Source organism: Massilia sp. X63, assembly GCF_041023745.1.
Lineage (GTDB): Bacteria > Pseudomonadota > Gammaproteobacteria > Burkholderiales > Burkholderiaceae_D > Telluria.
The window spans coordinates 448,480-467,416 of the sequence record NZ_JBFTEF010000004.1; the positions used below are offsets into that span (position 1 = coordinate 448,480).

Genomic DNA, 18,937 nt, shown 5'->3' on the forward strand with positions numbered 1-18,937 from the left:
GCAAACCGCTTCTCCCGGGATACTTCAATTTCTACTGGGAACTTACTCTTTCTCCTGGATACATGGCTGACGTGCATACGCAGCCATGCTTTTTTTCGACTTGCACGCGTTATTACAAATGCTTGCGTTTGAAACGTTTTCGAACTTTCGCGTGCGCGCCCTTTGCCAGTAGTCTTATGGGCTCTGCAGTCGACGGCGCCCGCCGCGGCGCATGGCGCAGCCATGGCGCGGCATGCCGGCTTTATCCTTTCATACGGAGTGTTTCTTGTCCGAATCAAATTTCCCCCAACCTGAGACGGTCATCAAGGTGATCGGCGTGGGTGGCGCCGGCGGCAACGCCGTCAGCCACATGGCGTCGTCCGGCCTGGCCTCCTTCGAATTCATCTGCGCCAATACCGACGCCCAGGCGCTGTCCAATACCAGGGTCGAAAAACGCATCCAGCTCGGCGAGGGCGGGCTCGGCGCCGGCAGCGACCCGATCGTCGGCCGCGAAAGCGCGGTGCGCGAGCGCGCCGTCATCGCCGAGGCGCTCAAGGGCGCCGACATGGTCTTCCTCACCGCCGGCATGGGCGGCGGCACCGGCACCGGCGCCGCCCCGGTGGTCGCCGAAGTGGCGCGCGAGCTCGGCATCCTCACCGTCGGCGTGGTGTCCAAACCCTTCGACTTCGAAGGACCGCGGCGCATGCGCGTGGCCGAAGAAGGCATCGCCACCCTGGCGCGCTGCGTGGATTCGCTGGTGATCGTCCTCAACAGCCGTCTCGAGGAAGTCCTGGGCGACGACATCAGCCAGAAAAGCGCGTTTGCCGCCGCCGACGAGGTGCTGAGCAAGGCGGTCACCGGCATCGCCGAAATCATCACCGTGCCCGGCATGGTCAACGTCGATTTCGAGGACGTGCGCACGGTGATGCGCCAGACCGGCATGGCCATGATGGGCTCGGCCCAGCACAGCGGCGAGGATCGCGCCGTCAAGGCGGCCGAAGAAGCGATCGCCTGCCCGCTGCTCGACGGCTCCAACCTGCGCGCCGCGCGCGGCGTGCTGGTCAACATCGCCGCCTCCGAGGAAACCCTGCGGCTGCGCGAAACCAAGCTGGTGATGAACACCATCTGCGCGCAGACCAGCGACGAGGCCATCATCAAGTTCGGCGCGGTGTTCGACGACAGCCTGGGCGACGCCATGCGGGTCACGGTGGTGGCCACGGGCCTGAACCGGCCCAGCGACTTCGCGGTGGGACGGCGCACCCCGGGGACGCGCGCGGCGGCGCAAACGCACCCTGTTCTGCGCCAGGGCGGGGTTCCGACGGTGGTGCGGCCGGCGGCGGTGCAGCAGGAAGCGCGCACGGCGCCGGCGCCGCGCCAATCGGCCGGCTAAGGTTCAGCGGCGCAGCATGGATGCGCCGGCCGCGCGGGCGAAGGTCGCCAGGTAGTTCACGCGGGTGTCGCGGCACCATGCCGCCCGGTGCCACAGCGGCAGGTAGCGCATGCCGCGCAGGTCGGCCAGCGCCAGCCCGGCTCGAGCGGCGGCGGCCGACAGCTCGGCCGGCCGCACGAAGCGGCGCCATTGGTGGGTGCCGCGCGGCAGCACCCGCAACAGGTATTCCGCGCCCACGATCGCAAACAGGTAGCTTTTCCAACTGCGGTCGATCGTCGACGCCAGCAACAGGCCGCCCGCCGCCACCCGGTGCGCCAGCGCGCCGATGAAGGCGTCGGGATCGGCGACATGCTCGGCCACCTCGAGCGCCAGCACGACGTCGAAGGATTCGCCGGGCCGCAGCACGGCCTCCGGCGCTCCCAGGCGGTAGTCCAGCGCCACGCCGGCGACCTCGGCGTGCCCACGTGCCGCCGCCAGGTTGCCGGCAGAAGCGTCGACTCCCACCACCCGTGCACCGCGCCGCGCCAGCGGTTCGGACAGCAGCCCGCCGCCGCAACCGACGTCGAGGATGCGCAGCCCATCCAGCGCGCCGCGCTCCCGCCCGAAGTGCGCCGCAATGCAATCGAGCAGGTAGTCCAGGCGCAGCGCATTGGTCACGTGCAGCGGCCGCATCGGACCGCGCGGATCCCACCAGGTGGCGCCCAGCCGGTCGAAGCGCGCGATCTCCTCGGGGATGACGCTCACGCCATGCCTCCCGCCAGCATGCCGGCCAGGGCCGTGCCGGAGCGCCAGGCGCCTTCGACCCCGCCACCGCCCAGGGTGTCGCCACACACGCCAAGCCCGGTACGCACATCCCACCAGGCGCACTCGCCGCCTGCGGGGCGCCGGTTCAGCGCCGGCGCCAGCGCCGGTGCGGCATAGAGCCAGCGATGCACCGCCGCGTGGCGCCACGCCAGCTCGGCGCCCACGCAATCGGCCAGCGCCGCCTGCAGGGCCGCCTGCACCTCGGCCGGCGGCGTCTCCAAGTGCGCGCGGCTCCAGCTCGCCACCGCGTGCACCACCCATTGCGCCAGTCCGGGCAGCAGGGTGCGTCCGGGCCTGGCGTCGTTGCGCAGCACCAGCGACAGGGGACCGGACACCGGCTGCAGCACATCCCATGCGCAGGGCGCGGCAGGCAGCTCCGTCACTCCCATCAGCACCCAGGCCGGCAGCATCGCTGTCCCCTGGGCCCGCCGCGCCCAGTCGGCGCGATGCGGCAGCAGCAGCGCCGCCGCCTGTTGCGGCGGGATCGCGACGGCCACGGCGTCGAAACCGTCGGCAAGCGTCGCCCCCGCGCTTTCCAGGCTCCATCCTGCCCTGCTGCGGCGCACCCGATCGACCGTGGCCAGGGTGCGCAGCGGCAGCCCGGACAGCAGCCAGCGGCACAGCGCCGGCATGTCCGGCGTCGGCACCCACATGGCGCCGCCCGGCTCGGCTCCGCAGCCGCTGGCCAGGCGCGGCGTCCAGCGCGCCAGCAGGCCGGCCTGCCGCGCCTGTTCGAGGAATGCCAGAAAATCCGGCCCCTCGGCGCCGAAGCCGGGCGCCCCATGATCCAGGCGCAGTTCCTCGCCGGCGCCCCAGGGAACGCGCCTGGCGGACATGCGCCCGCCGGCCCCACGCGACTTGTCGAACACCTCGACCGCGTGTCCGGCATCGGCCAGGGCGCGCGCGCACGTGGCGCCGGCCATGCCGGCGCCGATCACCGCCACCCGCAAGCAGTTGCCGCTCATCGCACTGCGCTCCGCCCACGCCAGAGCGGCCTGATGGCAAGGAACAGGCGGTAGGCCGCCTCCAGCAGGGGAAGCGCCAGCCGGGAGCCGAGCAGGCGCCCAAGCCAGGCCCAGCGCGGCAAGGCGCGCCAGAGCAGCGTGAAGGCGGCCGCGCCGCTCGCCAGGCTGCCGTCGGGGCGGCGCAGGTGCAGGCGCGCCATCGCCGCCTCGCGGCTCAGTCCCGGGCCAAGCGCCTCGGGCGCGCAGCGCGCGACGTCGACCCACACCAGATGCTCGGCCCCGGCCTGGCGCCGGTACAGCGCCACTTCGCGGGCGCACACCGGACAGCCGCCATCGTAGTACAGGGTCGCAGGGGGTGGATTATTAGCTTGCATGACCCGCATCATACAACGAATGCGCCCTATCGCGGTTCAAGCCCACGATTTTATCGGTTCATGACCCATGATAAGCGGGTCATCGACGATTCGAGCGCCATCCGCACCGGCACAGCGAAACCGCGGCCGATGCGCAGAGCGTTTAATATAGCGATACTCGCCAGATACTCGGCAGTATCCGGATGCGACGATGCACGGTTTACCCGGCACGTAGCTGCGCCGACGATGCCTTCGCAAGGCCTTACCACCACCCTAGCCCACGTCCAAGCCTCACATCACCATGCAATCCCCTGCCCAGCTCATGAGCGGGCTGCTCGACTATCTGGTCGAGCAAGCCAAAGACATCGACCCTGCAGCTTTCACCCTGTCCAAGGCTGGCGAATTCAAGAAGACCTACGCCGACCTCGAGGCGCTGCCCTGGGTCGACTTCAACGTCGACACCGACGGCGAGCCCCTCTGGCTGCGGGTGCATCGCCTGGAGGCGACGTCCGCGCCCGCGCTCCCGGAGCCCGAGCTGGCGCCCTTCCTGACGATCGGCGACGACCCGGCGGGCCGGCCGCCGGCCCTGAAGGAGGCCGCACTGGCCGGCGCCCGCAACCAGGACGCCGGCGTCGTCGCCGGGGAAGATGCCGAGCGGCGCGATGCGCAACGGCGTGCCCGCGTCGGCCGCCTGCTGGAGGTCTATACGCAGCAATGGACGGAGTGGGCCGCGCGCGAGCGGCCGCGCCGCCAGGTCATCGGCCTGTATGCCGACCTGTTCGCACTGAAAACCCGGCTGGAGTCCGAAGAGGCGGTTCGCCCGACCGAGCTGGTCTGGGGCATGGGCGTGTCGTCCTGGCGCATCGCGGGCGCCGATCAACACGGTGCGCCGCTGAGCGCCGACTTCCACTACCCCTTGATCACCCAGGCGGTGGAACTGGAGATCGACGGCAGCAGCCATGCCATCGGCGTGCGTCCGCGCCAGGCCGAGCCGCGCCTGGAATTCGACGCCTTCGCCGCCTGCGCCGTCCCCGGCATCGGCGACGTCGAACGCGCCGCCCGGCGCCTGTTGCGCGAGCGTCCCGACCTCGAGGTCTCGCCCTTCGACCCGACTACGGTGGAACCGATCCTGCGCCTGGCCGCCGGCAATCTCGCCGCATCGGCGCGCCATGACCGTGCCGCCGCCAGTCCGCCGCCGCCAGGGGACGAGCTGGTGGTGACGAACCAGTGGGTGCTGTTCACCCGTCCGCGCGCCAGCCACTTCCTGATCGACGACATCGCGCGCCTGAAAGAGCGCGTCGGCGCCGGCGACCCCATTCCGGCAGGCCCGCTCGGCATCGTCACGCCCCCTGGCCAAGCCGTGATCGAGCACGACCCGATTGCCTTCCGTGGCCTGTCCGGCCGCGCCAGCGGCCGCGGCGAAGCGCGCGAACTGTATTTCCCGCTGCCCTACAACCGCGAGCAGGAGACCATCGTCCAGCAACTGGCGCGCTCGCCCGGCGTGGCGGTGCAGGGACCGCCCGGCACCGGCAAGACCCATACGATCGCCAACATCATCAGCCACTACCTGGCGCTGGGCAAACGGATCCTGGTCACCTCGAAAGGCGAGCCGGCCCTCAAGGTCTTGCAGGAGAAAATCCCGGCATCGATCCGGCCGCTGAGCGTCGCGCTGCTGTCCGGCGACAAGGAAGGCATGCGCCAGTTCCAGGCCTCGATCGAAGCGATCATCCACACCCTCACCCACCTGAATCCGCAGCTGGAAGACGAGGCCATCGCCACCTGCCGCGCGGCGCTCGACCGCGCGCACGAGGAGATGGCGCGGATCGACACGCGCATCGACGACATCGCGCGCGCCCACCTGAGCGACGTCGATGTCGACGGGGTGCCGATGCGGGCCCAGAAGATGGCCGAGCTGGTGATCCACGGCCGGCAACTGTACGGCTGGTTCGACGACCAGCTGTCGCTGGCGCCCGACCATGCTCCGCCGTTCGGCGACGAGGCGGCCATGCAGTTGCGCGACGCCCGGCGCCGGCTCGGGGACGACCTTGCCTACTGCGATGCCGCCGTCCCGGCTTCCAGCGCCCTGCCGCAGCCTGCCGAGATCGGGCGTCTGCACGGGGTGCTGCAGGCGGTGCGCGGCATCGAGCGCGACGAGGCGGCCGGCGCGCTGCTGCCCCTGCGCGCGTCGACGCCGGAGGTGTTCGGACATGCGCGCCGGCTGCTGGCGGCGCTCGACCTGGCGTCCTCCGCGCTGCGCGAGCTCGAGGATTTCGGGCATGACTGGGTGTTCAGCCTGCGCGAGAAATGCCGGCGCGCCGACTTCGCCACCGAACGTGCGTCGCTGGAAGCGCTGTTCTCGGAAATGGATGCCCTGCTCCAGGCCCGGGCCGAGTTCATGCAAAGGCCGGTCGGCGCGCCGCGCGAGGCACTCGAGCATCCGAAGGCGCTCGAAGCCATCGCCCGCGCGGCGGAAACCGGCAGGCCCTTCGGCCTGCTGGCCTTCGGCGTCGGCGACATCAAGCCGCATGTCGGCGCCATCCGCATTGCCGGGCTGGCGCCGGCCTCCAGCGCGGACTGGGCGCACGTGCAGCGCTACGCCGCCCTGCACACGCGGCTGCTGTCTTTCGTGGTGCGCTGGAATGCCTTCGCCGACCTGCTCTCGCTGCCCCAGCTGCAGCCGGACGTCGCGCAACTGCGCGCAACCGAACAGATCGCCCTCGCCGCGCGCCGGGCGCACGCCCTGGCGACCGGCCATGACCGCGCGCTACCCGGCCTGGCCGAACCGGTCTTCGCCAGGGTGCCGATCGATGCGCTGCTGGGACGGCAGGCCGACCTGGCCGGGGTCGGCGAGCAGCTGCGCCGCCACCTCACCCGCGCGGACCTGTCGGCGGCCACCGCGCAACTGGCCGGACTGCGCGAACAGCTGGCCGGCGCCACCGGCCCGGTGTCGGACCGGCTGCGCGCCTTCGTCGAACAGACGCTTGGCCAGGCGCCGTTGCCGGCCGAGCGGATCGCGGCCGACTATGCCGGGATCGTCGCCGAGATCCGCCGCGTCGAAGCCTTGTCGCCCATCTTCGCCGGCGTGCGCCAACTGGCGGACCAGATCGCAGGCCGCGGTGCGACCCGGCTGGCCACGCGCGTGCGCTCGCTGCCGATGACGGATGCCGGCGACGATGCGGTGTTCCCGGTGCGCTGGCGCGATGCCTGGACCTGGGCGCGCCTGAAGACCCACCTCGACAGCATCGACGACCGCGACGAGATGCAGGAACTGGCCGCGCGCCGGCGCGCGCTCGAACAAGGTCTGGCCCGGCTGTACGAAACCCTGGTCTCGAAATCGGCCTGGCTCGCGACCCGGCGCAACGCCGGCCAGAACGTCCTGTCGGCGCTCGAGACCTACCGGATCGCCATGCGCAAGATCGGCAAGGGCACCGGCGTCAACGCGGCGCGCTACCGGCGCGACGCCCAGTCCGCGATGGTCGACGCACAGGGCGCCGTGCCGTGCTGGATCATGAGCCATGCCCGCGTATCCGAAACCCTGCCGGCGACCCTGGGCGCCTTCGACCTGGTGATCGTCGACGAGGCCAGCCAGTCCGACCTGTGGGCCTTGCCCGCGGTCCTGCGCGGCAAGCAGATCCTGGTGGTGGGCGACGACAAGCAGGTCTCGCCCGAGGCGGGATTCGTCTCGGCCGCCAAGATCGTCGACCTGCGCCGCCGCTTCCTGGCCGGCCAGCCCTTCGAAGCCGTGCTCACCGCCGACATGTCGCTGTACGACATTGCCTCTTCGGTGTTCGCGGCATCCAGGGTCATGCTGCGCGAGCACTTCCGCTGCGTGCAGCCGATCATCGCCTACAGCAACCGGGTGTTCTACAAGGACTTCATCCAGCCGCTGCGCATCCCGAAGGCCTCCGAGCGGCTCGATCCGCCGCTGGTCGACGTCTTCGTCGCCAACGGCTACCGCACGCCCAAGTCGCAGAATCCGCCCGAAGCCGAGTTCATCGCGGCTGAAATCGAGGCCATCCTGGCCGATCCGGCCATGCGCGAGCGCACGCTCGGCGTGGTGTCCCTGCTCGGCCCGGAGCAGGCCCAATGGATCGACAAGCTGGTGCGCTCGCGCTGCGATGCGGCGGAACTGGCGCGCCGCAATTTCGCCTGCGGCGACGCCCGCATCTTCCAGGGCAGCGAACGCGATATCGTGTTCCTGAGCATGGTGGCCGACAGCCGGAATCACCATGCGCTGTCCGGCCTGCAGTACGACCAGCGCTTCAACGTTGCCGCCTCGCGCGCGCGCGACCGCATGTACCTGGTGCGCTCGGTGCGGCTGGAAGAACTGTCCACGCTCGACCTGCGACGCTCGCTGGTGGAGCATTTCGCCCGCCCCGTCGAGGCCAACGACGAAGCCGGCAGCCTGATCGCCCTGTGCGAATCCGGTTTCGAACGCGAGGTATACACGGCGCTGTTCGAGCGCGGCTACCGCGTGATCCCGCAGGTGCCGGCCGCGGGCTACCGCATCGACATGGTGGTCGAGGGCGCCGACGACCGCCGCCTGGCGATCGAGCTCGATGGCGACGAATTCCACGGACCGGATCGGTGGGCGGCAGACATGGGCCGCCAACGCGTGCTGGAACGCGCCGGCTGGGTGTTCTGGCGCTGTTTCGCTTCCACCTGGTCGCTCAGGCGCGAGACCGTGCTGGCCGAGCTGCTGGCGCAACTGGCGAGCATGGGGATCGAGCCGCTCGGGGCGCTGGCGCGCATTCCGTCCCTGGTCGAGTACCGGGAATGGGGACGGGAAGCCGCGGCGGGATCGGACGAGGCGGCGCGCAACCTGCTGGAGGATGCGGTGGCTGCCGACACGGCAGATACGACAGCGCCCTGACGTCGATGCGCCGTCTCAGGACGGGCTGCCGAAGTCCTGCTTCGCGGCCAGCACGCGCCCGAGCGCCGTCTCGGGATCGAGTCCGGCCATCAGCTGGTTGATGATTTCCTGCTTGTCCTCGGGCGTGAGCTTGTCGCAGGCCGCCCGGTGCGAACAGAAATACGCGTACCAGGCCACGTCCGCCGGCCTTTCCTTGCGCGGCTTGAAGCGCGCCGGCACCCTGGCGCGCATCGTCGCCACGTAATCCTTCAATTGCGCCTCGGCCGCGCCCCAGTCGGCGCCGGCGACGGCGCGCCTGTCGGCTTCCCAGTCGCCCTGGTAGCCGGGGCGCGGCCGCAGGGTCTCCCGGTTCACCGCCAGGCTGCTCAGGTTGGGATAGCCATGCTGGGTGCAGAACGCTTCCACGAATTGCAGCTTGGGACCGATGCCCACCGGAACCGCGCGGCCGAGCACCTCGTCCTTCGGGTGCAGGGAACGCGCCAGCGTGAGCAGGTCGCCGTAGGTGATTGGCATGCCGCGCAGGGAACTTGCCTGGCGCGCCAGGGCCTCGAACAGGCGCACGCCTACTTCGATGTCGTTGAAGGTAAATGGGATCATTGCTGCTGCAGCGCGTCAGGAAAGGGCCATAAAAAGCGTGCTCGTCAGTGAGACGCTTGTCGATACGTCGAGCGCGACATCTTAGCAAATTCCCCTGGCATCCGGCCCATCGCCGCTTTTTCTCCGCCGGCGTATCCGATCACTGCGAGCGCTTCCGGGTCCGGCGCCTTATCGTCCGCGCCATTGTCTTCGCGGGCGACGCGCTCCGCTTCTCTCCTGCCGGCCTTGTGTGCCGATAGTTGGCCGGGTCGTAGTCGTTAGCGCCAGCGGAATTTGGTTGGCAAGGCTCTCGAGTGGGTTAGTTACGTTTTTGTCGCCAAGACGCCTTGCGTCCTCGTGCACCTTCCACCGCGGCGCCGTCGCACCCGGCCATTCCTATGCATCGCCATCGGCGTCCTCGATAGCCACCGATGACAATGCCTAAAGTTTCGACTTTTTTGATCTTGATCAAATTCAATCCGGACTTCCATCAAGCACGGCGCTAGAGTTAAGCGCAGCGTACGCCGTCCCTCATCCGTGCTTCCTGAAAGGATTCCACATGTATAGAACGATCGTCGTCCATATCGATGGCAGCCCCGACCAGGCAAGCCGCCTGCATGCCGCAGCACGCCTGTCGAACGATTTCGGCGCCCATCTCGTGGGCAGCGCCCCGACCGGCATCAGTTGGCCGGCCTTTGTGTTGCTGGCCGGAACCGCCGGCGTGCCGGTGCCCGATCCGGAATCCGATTTCCAGCGCCTGCGCGATGCCGCCCGGGCCCGCCTGGATGCGTTCCGGAGCGAGGCCGCAAACCTCGGTGTGCAATCCATCGAGGCGCGCGTGGCGGACGACGAAGCGCGCTATGCCCTGCTGCTGCAGTCGCGCTACGCCGACCTGGTGGTGTTGAGCCAGGAACGGGACGGCCCCGCGGAGCACGGCCTGGCGCCACGGGTGCGCCACCTGCCCGAATTTCTCGCCCTGCGCGGCGCCAGGCCGGTACTTGTGGTGCCGGCGCAGTACGACAAATCCCCCATTCCCGATGTGGCCGTCGTCGGCTGGGACGGCAGCATGCAGGCCCTGCGCGCCATCGGCGCGGCGTTGCCGCTGCTGCAGCGCGCCGGGAACGTCAAGCTGGCGCTGGTCAATCCCGACCAGCTCTCCGAACTGCATGGCGAAGAACCAGGCGCCGACATGGCGCTCTACCTGGCCCGCCAGGGCGTGCGCGTCGAGGTGGTGTGCCTGCGCAGCGCGTCGACCGCCGGCGCGGCGCTGATGGCGCTGGCCGCCGACAGCGGCGCCGGCCTCATCGTCACTGGCGCCTTTGGACACAGCCGCTATCGCGAATGGGTGCTGGGCGGGGTCACGCGCGAACTGCTCGAACGCGCCCCGGTTCCGCTCCTGCTCGCGCACTGAGCCATGGGAACGGCGGAACACGGCATCCCCGCGAGCGAACTGCGGCGCGAGGGCAGCACCTGGCAAGGGGGGCGCCGGGCGCCGCCGGCGTGGAGCGATGGCTACGCGGCGGCGGACCTGGTGCTGAACGCATGGCTCGGCCGGCTGACCGGCCATGTCTCGCCTGCCGCACTGGCGCTGGCCTGGCAGGACTGGGCCAGCCACCTCATGCTGTCGCCCGACAAGCTGGCCGAACTCAGCCTGCTGGCCGGCGCCGGCACCGCGCAGTGGCTGCAGTATGGCGCCGCCGCGGTCGGCGGCTGCGGCAAGGAACCGGTTGCGCCACTGGCCCAGGACAAGCGCTTTGCCGATCCGGCATGGCAGGCCTGGCCATGGAACATGACGAGCCAGGGTTTCCTGCTGGCCCAGCAATGGTGGCAGCGCGCCACCTGCGGCGTACCGGGCGTTGCGCCTCATCACACCGACGTCGTCACTTTCGTTGCGCGCCAGCTGCTGGACGCGGTGGCCCCGTCGAATTTCGTCATCACCAACCCGGTGGTGCAGCAGGCCACCATCGCCAGCGGCGGGCGTAACCTGGTCAACGGTGCGCTACGGGCCGCGCAGGATGTGCGCAAGGTGCTGGACGGAAGCCGGCCCCCGCTGGCCTATGCGCCGGGCCGGGACGTCGCTGTCACGTCCGGCAAGGTGGTGATGGCCAACCGCCTGGTCGAATTGCTGCGCTACGATCCGGTCACCCCGACGGTGCATGCGGCGCCCATCCTGTTCGTTCCCGCCTGGATCATGAAGTACTACATCCTCGACCTGTCGCCGCACAATTCGCTGGTGCGCTACCTGGTGGAACGCGGCCATACCGTTTACATGATCTCCTGGAAGAATCCGGATGGCGGCGACCGCGACCTGTCGCTCGAAGACTATCGGCGCCTCGGCGTCATGGCATCCATCGATGCGATCGTGGCCCAGACCGGGGCAACGCAGGTGAATGCGTGCGGCTACTGCCTCGGGGGCACCCTGCTGGCAATTGCCGCGGCTGCCATGGCGCGCGATCGCGATACCCGCCTGGCGAGCATGACCCTGCTTGCGGCCCAGGTCGACTTTACCGAGCCCGGCGAACTATCCCTGTTCATCGACGACAGCGAGGTGAGGTTCCTGGAGGCGGCCATGTGGCAGCAGGGCTACCTCGACACCCGCCAGATGGCTGGGGCATTCCAGCTGCTGCGCTCGAATGACCTGATCTGGTCGCGGCGCCTGCGCCATTACCTGCTCGACTTGCCCGACAAGGACAACGACCTGGCTTCCTGGAACGCAGACGCGACCCGCATGCCGTATCGCATGCACTCGGAATACTTGCGCAAGCTCTTCCTCGACAACAGCCTGGCCAGCATGCGCTACCACGTCGACGGCCGGCCGGTATCGCTGACCGATATCCAGCTGCCGGTATTCGCCGTCGGTACACGCACCGATCATGTCGCCCCGTGGCGCTCGGTGTACAAGATCGTCGGACTGACCGATACCGAGGTCAGCTTCCTGCTGACATCCGGCGGGCATAATGCCGGCGTCATCTCGCCGCCCGGCACTGCGCACCGCAGCTACCAGATCGTCACCCATGCCCATGACGCCGCCTACGTCGATCCCGATCGCTGGGAGCAAGGCGCCCCGGCCTGCGAAGGCAGCTGGTGGCCCGCATGGGAGTCCTGGCTGACGGCGCACGCCGGACCATGGGTAGAGCCGCCTGCACCGCTCGCAGGCCTGGGGCCGGCGCCCGGCAGCTACGTCCTGGCGCCGTGACCTCGGCGGGCCGTCAGCGCGGCTCCGGCGCGAGTTCGAGCGTCATCTCGACGGTGCCATCCGGACCGCTCTGCAGCCCGAATCCGCAGGCCCGCGCCAGGGCGTGCATGCGCGCGTTTTCCCCCAATGCCGCGCCGCGCAGGCGCACCAGCCCCCGCTGCCGGCAATAGTCGATCAGCCCTTGCATCAGGATCCGCCCCAGGCCCCGTCCCTTGAGGTCGGAACGCACCACCACCGCGAACTCGCCCTCGATATTGTCGGGGTCGGCGATCACGCGCGCCACACCGAGGGTCTCCGAGCCGCGGCCCTGGCCGCGCGTGGCGATCAAGGCCATTTCCCGCGCATAGTCGATTTGCGTCAAACGGGCCAGCTGGTTCGGCGCCAGCTCGCGCATCATGCCGAACATGCGGAAATGAATGTCCTCGGGACTGAGCGACTGGAAGAAGGCCTGGTGCGCAGGCGCGTCTTCGGGACGGACCGGCCGCAGCGTCAGGGGCCCGAGCGCGCTGTCGACCTGGACCTCCAGCCAGTCGGGGTATGGCAGGATCGCCATCCTTGCGAGCGGATCCGCTCCCGGCGCAAGCGGCGCCAGGCGCATGCGGGCATCGAGTGCGATCGCGCCGCCGGCGTCGAGCAGCAGGGGGTTGATGTCGAGCTCGGCCAGCTCCGGCAAATCGACGATCATCTGGCCCACGCGCACCAGGACGTCGTACAGGGCGTCGAGGTCGGCGCGCGGGCGGTCACGGAAACCTGCGAGCAGGCGCGCCACGCGGGTACGTCCGACCAGGTCGGCGGCCAGTACCCGGTTCAGCGGCGGCAAGGCGACAGCCTGGTCGGCAGTGACCTCGACCGCAACACCGCCCTGGCCGAACAGCACCACCGGGCCGAAGACCGGATCGGTGGCGACGCCGACGATCAGTTCATGGGCAAGGGGGCGGCGCGCCATCGCCTGTACGGTGAAGCCGGCCAGCCGCGCCTGCGGACGCTGCGCCCCCACCCGCGCCGCCATCTCGGCCAGCGCGCGCCCGAGCGCCGCCTCGTCGGGCAGGTCAAGCACCACGCCGCCCACGTCGCTCTTGTGAGGGATGTCGGGCGACAGGATCTTCAATGCCACCGGATAGCCGATCGCACGCGCCGCCGCCAGCGCCTCATCCGCGCCGCCAGCCGTTTCGGTACGTACCACGTCGATCCCGTAGGCCGACAGGATGCGCTTGGCGTCGGCCTCGCCGACCGCCGTCACGCCGCGCGCGAGCAAGCCCGCGACCAGCGTTCGCGCCACGTCCCGCTCCGGCGCGAAGGGCGCGCAGGACGATGGCACCTGGGCGAGCATCCTCTGGTTGCGGCCGTGGTCGACCATTTGCTGGAAGCCGCGCACCGCCTCCTCGGGCGTGTCGAACACCGGCATGCCGGCGTCGAGGCACAGCGAACGCGCCTGGGCCACGCTGTCTCCGCCCAGCCAGCAGCACAGCACCGGCAGCCGGCTGGCGCGCATCAGCGGCAGGAGCGCACGCGCGATATCGGCACTGGGGACGATCGCGGTCGGGGCATGGATGAACAGCACCGCGTCGGCTTCCGGATCGTCCAGCACGGCCTGCAAGGCGACACGGTAACGCTCTGCCGGGGCGTCGCCGATGATGTCGACCGGATTACCGTGCGACCAGGTAGGAGGCAGCACTTGCGACAGGCCGTCGATGGTGGCCGGGGCCAGCCGTGCGAGCACGCCGCCGCCGCGGACCAGGGCGTCGGTCGCCATCACGCCCGGACCGCCGCCGTTGGTAAGAATCGCCAGTCGGCCGCCGGCGGGACGGTGGGGCTGGGCCAGGATGGCGACGGCGTCGAACAGCTCCGCGGTGGTGTCGACCCGCAGCATGCCGGCACGCCGCAGCGCAGCATCGTAGACCAGGTCGGAGCCCGCCAGCGCACCGGTATGACTGAAGGCGGCATTGGCCGCCTCCGCCACGCGCCCCGCCTTGACGATCACGGTCGGCTTGGCGCGTGCTGCACTGCGCGCCGCGGACATGAACTTGCGCGCCTGGCGCACGCTTTCGGCATACAGCAGGATGGCGTCGGTGTTCGGATCGCCGGCGAAGTAGTCGAGCAGATCGCCGAAATCGACGTCGCTGCCGTCACCGAGCGACACGAAGCTGGAGAAGCCGATACGGCGCGTCCGCGCCCAGTCCAGCACCGCCGTCACCAGGGCGCCGGACTGGGCGACGAAAGCAAGCCGCCCCGGCAGTGCCGCGACCGGCGCGAAGCTGGCGTTCAGCCCGATTCCCGGGACCAGCAGTCCGACGCAGTTGGGGCCGAGGATGCGCAACAGGAAGGGACGCGCCGCGTCGAGCATGGCCTGGCGCAGGCTACGCCCATCGGCTCCGGTTCCGTCGAGCCCCGCGCTCAGCACCACCACTGCCCTGCAGCCCGCCTTCCCCAGACGAGCGACGATGCCGGGCACCGTCGCCGCCGGCGTGCAGACCACGGCGAGCTCCGGACCGGCGGGCAATGCTTCCACGTCGGCATAGACCGGCAAGCCGGCCAGCACCTGGTACTTGGGGTTGACTGGCCAGACCTCCCCGTGGAAGCCCGCATTCACAAGATTCGACAGCACGGTCGCGCCGACGCTGCCGGCACGTATCGATGCGCCGATCACGGCAACGGAACGTGCCGAGAAAAAATGCTCCAGATGCCGCACGCTCATGCGCTCTCCCATAGACACATTGTCGAGCCGCCAAGGGTACCGGACTAGAGCGCAATTTGTTTGACTGAGATCAAAACTGCGAAACAAAAACCTGCTAAAAGCGTTTCCCGTCGAGACTCTGCAGTTTTTGATGCAGGTCATACCAATTTTTTCTTCAAGCGCGGAAACTGATAGCCATCAATATGTTTCGAAGGAATCGCGATGATACGCCGCCGCTTCGCCAGCCCTGACGTCCATGCACTGTGCGCCGTGCTGCACCGGCAGTCGGCCGACCTGGTACTGGCCGTGTCGGCGCTGCAGCGGCAGCGTCGCCCGATGCCTGCATGCCAGGTCCGGCGCCTGGCGGCGCGGCGCGGCATCGCGGCCTGAGAAGCGCGCAGGCAGGTCTCGCCTGCCTCGGCAATGCGGGCAAGCGCTGCCGGGCGGTGCGTGCTCGCCCGCCTTGACATGGGCCGCATACCGTTCGAGCACCCGGCGGTCGACCCGCGCCTTGACCCGGAACATCAGCTTCTGGCGTTCGCTGCGGTCTCGACCGATTTTGGGGTGAACTTGGCCACGCTCGCCACGTCACTCACGGTCGCCGGAACGATGAAGTCCGGCGCCGCATCCAGCTGCAGGCGCCGCCCGGCCGCCTCCAGCTCGGCCAGGCGCTGCAGGACCGCGGCCCCGGCCGCCACTTCGTCGCTGCGCCGCATGGCCAACTGGGCAGTTGCGCCGGCCACGCTGTCTGCATTGCCCTTTGCTTGCCCTTCAGGCGGCGGCTGCGCGCGGGCGCAAGACCATGACCGGAACCGGCGCCGCCGCCAGCACCGCCTGGGTCACGCTCCCCGCCAGCAACAGGCCGATGCCACGGCGCCCATGCGAGCCCATGAAGATCAAGTCGCAAGCCTGCTCGCGCGTGGTATCGACGATGCTCTCGGCCGGATACTGTGCGAGCCGCACGAGCGGGGTGCACCGAACCCCGGCCGCGACCGCTTTTTCCGCGACCGCGGCAGCCAGAGTCCGGGCCTCCTCCTGCAGCGCCTCGAACTGCCGGCCCGGGTCGACCACCATGGCGCCTTCGATCGACGGCAGGATGGGTTCCGGAACGGCGACCGCCAATGCCACGATCTCGGCCTGGCAGGCCCGGGCGAATTCGATCGCCGCCGGCAACACCTGGGCAGAGATGGCCGAACCGTCGGTCGGCACCAGGATGCGCTTGTAGCCGATAGGCGCTCCCGGCTCCTGCCGGGACAATGCGCGGTGCACCATGACCGGGATCGTGCTGCGGGCCAGCACCTTCTGCGTTTCGCTGCCGAGCAGCAGGCCGGCGATGCCCTTGCGGCCGTGCGATGCCATGACGATCAGGTCGCATTTCTGTTCGCGCGCCGTCGCGATGATGGCTTCGTAGGGGTTGTCCGCCATTGCCTGCACCGCATGGCAAGTCACGTGGGCATCGCGCACGACGGCCGCGCCATCGTCCAGCAGGCGCTGCGCCCGCGCGCGCGCGGCTGCTTCGTATTCCTGGCGGCTTTGCTCGATCGCCTCGTTCGTCGCAGTAAAGGCGCTGAATTCCGGGGTCGCCGTCATCACGACCACCTCGGCGCCCATGGTGCGGGCAAATTCGGCCCCGGCCCGGATCGCGTGCAGGGAGGCTTCCGAGCCATCGGTCGGGAGCAGGATGCGCTGGTACATGTGGTTCTCCTTGAAAGGCCGGCCGCTGCCGGCGGATGACATCGCCGCGCAATCCCGCATCGGCGGCGCCCGCGACCGGCTGTGGTCGCGCTGCGCCTGCCGGTACACGCCGGATTGCTGCGGATAAATTTGTTCGACGCCAGTGTGTAGCGATTGGTCAATAATTTGTATGACCCACATCAAAAACACGCCATCTGCTGCAAAAAACCCGCAGGTGGCAGGCGATCCGGCCGCGGTGGCTCAGCGCGCATACAAGGCCGCGATCTCGGCCTCGAAACGGTGCGCGAGATTGTGGCGCTTGAGCTTCAGGGTTGGGGTCAGCAGGGTGTTCTCCGGCGTCCACGGCGCCGGGCTGACGATGAGGGCACGCGGCCTGGCATAGTAGGGAAACGATGTCACCAGCTCCGCGATCCGCGCCAGCAGCGCTTCGACCAGCGCGGGTGAAGCGGCGTCCGCCTCGCGGTCCGGATCGAGCCCGCGCGCGCGGGCGAGCGCGGCGCGCCGTTGCGCATTCAAGACGACCACGCAGCCCAGGTAGGGCCGGCTCTCGCCGAATACCCAGACCTGTTCGAACAGGGAATCGGCGGCGATTGCCTGTTCCAGATCGGCAGGCGCGATCTTTTCGCCGGTAGAGGTGACGATGATTTCCTTGATCCGGCCCAGGATACGCACCCGCCCGCCGACGATCTCGGCCTGGTCGCCGGTGCGCAGCCAGCCGTCCACGAAAGCAGCCGCCGTGTCGGCATCCCGCTTCCAGTACCCCCGCATCACGTTCGGTCCGCGCACCTGCAGTTCGCGCGACTCGCCGATCCTGACCTCGACGCCGTCCAGCACCCGGCCGATGGTGGCGGGATCGTTGTCATCCAGGGCATTGACGGCGACGACCGGCGAGGTCTCCGTCATCCCATAGCCTTGCAGGATGGGCAGTCCAAGGCCAATGAAGCTCTGCGCGACCGATGCCGGCAGGGCCGCGCCGCCGCTGACCGCGACACGCAGGCGTCCGCCGAATCGCTGCCGCACGGGGCCCGCCACGAGCCGCTCGAGCAGAGGCCAGCTCAGCGTGTCCAGCCAAGCGGGTGCTCCGGGCGGCACCGGCAAGCCCTGGCGCCGGCAGAAGCGGCGCCAGCCGGTAGCCTGGGCGAGTGCGAAAAGCCGGCGCTTCAAGGGCTGGCCGGCCAGCTGGTTGGCGATGGCCAGGTGCGCCCGTTCGTAGATGCGCGGGACCGACACCAGGATCGTCGGCCGCAGGCGCGCCATGTCCTCGGCCAGCAGTGCCGGCGAACGCGCGAACGCGACCATGCATCCTGCTGCGATGGGCAAGTAGTATCCGGCAGTGCGTTCGAAGGTGTGCGACAGCGGCAGGAAGGACAGGAACAGCTCGCCCGGCTCGGGCGCCACCCGCCGCAGTACCGCCTTCACGTTCTCCAATACGTTGCGATGGGTGAGCATGACGCCTTTCGGCCTGCCTGTCGTGCCCGATGTGTACACCAGGGCGGCAAGGTCGTCGGCGCCGTGCACCGCGCCCGGCGCGCGCGGCGCCGCCGCCGCAATCCAGCCGGCGAATCCGCAGGGGCCCAGGCCCGGACCATCCGCTGCCACCGCCTCGACGACGAGCACCTTGCGCAGGCCGGGAAACGACGTGCCGAGACTGGCGATCGCTTCCCATTGGGCTGCGTTCTGCGTTACCAAGACCGCGGCATCGCTATCCGCCAGGATGTAGGCGATGCTTGCTGGATTGTCGAGCGCATGCATCGGAACGGGCACGCAGCCGAGGGCCAGCGCCGCCTGGTCGACGCTGACTGCCTCGATCCCGTTCGGCAGCAGGATGGCGACACGCGCTCCACGCGGCAGGTCGAGTGAGGCCAGCGCCGCCGCCACGCGCGTGACCCGCTGCGCCATGTCCTGCCAGCTGAACGAGTTCCAGCTGGCGGATGCAGGATCGTAGGCAAGATAGGCCGGGGCGTCCGGACTCTGGGCGGCCCGCCAGGAAAACAGTCCATCCAGGGTATGGCAATCCTGTAGCGCCCCCGGCCCGTGCGCTGCACCGTCAAAAGCGGTCAAGTGTGGTCTCCTGTTCAAGTGGAAAGCGCCTCGTCCGGGGCCGCCCCGAAGACAAGGGCGTCGCCGCGCACCCGCACCGGGATGGTGTCTTTCGGCCCGAACTTGCCGGCCAGGATCGCCTTCGACAGCGGGTTTTCGATCTGCTGCTGGATCGCGCGCTTGAGCGGACGGGCGCCGTACACCGGGTCGTAGCCCGCTTCCGCGATCTTCTGCAGCGCTTCGTCGTCGATATCGAGCGTCATGCCCATCTTGGCCAGGCGTTGCTCCAGGTTGTGCAGCTGGATCTTGGCGATCGCGCCGATGTTCTTCTCGTCGAGCGCATGGAATACCACGATCTCGTCGATCCGGTTGATGAACTCGGGGCGGAAGTG

12 protein-coding genes and 2 pseudogenes are annotated in these 18,937 nt (G+C 69.4%); 5 read left to right on the forward strand and 9 right to left on the reverse strand.

What is annotated here, in order from left to right:
• The first annotated feature begins 265 nt into the window (after nt 1-265).
• Complete coding sequence (ftsZ, locus tag AB3347_RS11380; RefSeq protein ID WP_369091906.1) at nt 266-1,369, forward strand: cell division protein FtsZ; 1,104 nt, start codon at nt 266-268, stop codon at nt 1,367-1,369.
• 3 nt (nt 1,370-1,372) lie between these two features.
• Here ftsZ and ubiG read toward each other — a convergent pair whose 3' ends face one another.
• From ubiG to AB3347_RS11395, 3 genes are read right to left on the reverse strand one after another with little or no spacing between them, the layout of a single operon-like run.
• The gene (ubiG, locus tag AB3347_RS11385; protein ID WP_369091907.1) at nt 1,373-2,113 is read right to left on the reverse strand and encodes a bifunctional 2-polyprenyl-6-hydroxyphenol methylase/3-demethylubiquinol 3-O-methyltransferase UbiG; all 741 of its coding nucleotides are present in this window, start codon (nt 2,111-2,113) and stop codon (nt 1,373-1,375) included.
• Nucleotides 2,110-3,138, reverse strand: coding sequence for an NAD(P)/FAD-dependent oxidoreductase (locus AB3347_RS11390; protein ID WP_369091908.1), 1,029 nt, complete (start codon nt 3,136-3,138; stop codon nt 2,110-2,112). The genes ubiG and AB3347_RS11390 overlap by 4 nt, the downstream gene beginning before the upstream one ends.
• Nucleotides 3,135-3,512 (reverse strand): thiol-disulfide oxidoreductase DCC family protein, encoded by a 378-nt coding sequence (locus tag AB3347_RS11395; protein ID WP_369091909.1) that lies wholly within the window; start codon nt 3,510-3,512, stop codon nt 3,135-3,137. Before AB3347_RS11395 ends, AB3347_RS11390 begins: the two co-directional genes overlap by 4 nt.
• A gap of 280 nt (nt 3,513-3,792) precedes the next feature.
• On the opposite strand from AB3347_RS11395, the gene AB3347_RS11400 reads away from it, so the two are divergent.
• On the forward strand, nt 3,793-8,364 hold the full coding sequence (locus AB3347_RS11400; RefSeq protein WP_369091910.1) for an AAA domain-containing protein: 4,572 nt from the start codon (nt 3,793-3,795) through the stop codon (nt 8,362-8,364).
• Nucleotides 8,365-8,379: 15 nt separating this feature from the next.
• Here the strand turns inward: AB3347_RS11400 and AB3347_RS11405 are convergent, their stop codons facing one another.
• The gene (locus tag AB3347_RS11405) at nt 8,380-8,961 is read right to left on the reverse strand and encodes a hypothetical protein (protein ID WP_369091911.1); all 582 of its coding nucleotides are present in this window, start codon (nt 8,959-8,961) and stop codon (nt 8,380-8,382) included.
• A gap of 538 nt (nt 8,962-9,499) precedes the next feature.
• On the opposite strand from AB3347_RS11405, the gene AB3347_RS11410 reads away from it, so the two are divergent.
• The gene (locus tag AB3347_RS11410; RefSeq protein ID WP_369091912.1) at nt 9,500-10,351 is read left to right on the forward strand and encodes a universal stress protein; all 852 of its coding nucleotides are present in this window, start codon (nt 9,500-9,502) and stop codon (nt 10,349-10,351) included.
• Between the two features lie 3 nt (nt 10,352-10,354).
• Nucleotides 10,355-12,136 carry a PHA/PHB synthase family protein gene (locus tag AB3347_RS11415; protein WP_369091913.1) on the forward strand — a complete coding sequence of 594 codons (1,782 nt, stop codon included), beginning with the start codon at nt 10,355-10,357 and terminating at the stop codon, nt 12,134-12,136.
• 13 nt (nt 12,137-12,149) lie between these two features.
• Here AB3347_RS11415 and AB3347_RS11420 read toward each other — a convergent pair whose 3' ends face one another.
• The gene (locus AB3347_RS11420; RefSeq protein WP_369091914.1) at nt 12,150-14,831 is read right to left on the reverse strand and encodes a GNAT family N-acetyltransferase; all 2,682 of its coding nucleotides are present in this window, start codon (nt 14,829-14,831) and stop codon (nt 12,150-12,152) included.
• 201 nt (nt 14,832-15,032) lie between these two features.
• Between AB3347_RS11420 and AB3347_RS11425 the strand changes: the two genes are divergently transcribed.
• Nucleotides 15,033-15,200 (forward strand): hypothetical protein, encoded by a 168-nt coding sequence (locus tag AB3347_RS11425; protein WP_369091931.1) that lies wholly within the window; start codon nt 15,033-15,035, stop codon nt 15,198-15,200.
• Nucleotides 15,201-15,287: 87 nt separating this feature from the next.
• Here the strand turns inward: AB3347_RS11425 and AB3347_RS11430 are convergent.
• The 4 genes and pseudogenes from AB3347_RS11430 to AB3347_RS11445 form a co-directional block, all read right to left on the reverse strand.
• Nucleotides 15,288-15,451: pseudogene (locus AB3347_RS11430) on the reverse strand (hemolysin D); the annotation flags it as partial.
• A gap of 130 nt (nt 15,452-15,581) precedes the next feature.
• Complete coding sequence (locus AB3347_RS11435) at nt 15,582-16,685, reverse strand: universal stress protein (RefSeq protein ID WP_369091929.1); 1,104 nt, start codon at nt 16,683-16,685, stop codon at nt 15,582-15,584.
• A gap of 60 nt (nt 16,686-16,745) precedes the next feature.
• Nucleotides 16,746-18,566 (reverse strand): long-chain fatty acid--CoA ligase, encoded by a 1,821-nt coding sequence (locus tag AB3347_RS11440; RefSeq protein WP_369091915.1) that lies wholly within the window; start codon nt 18,564-18,566, stop codon nt 16,746-16,748.
• A 14-nt stretch (nt 18,567-18,580) separates the two neighbouring features.
• A pseudogene (locus AB3347_RS11445) lies at nt 18,581-18,937 on the reverse strand (type VI secretion system ATPase TssH); the annotation flags it as partial.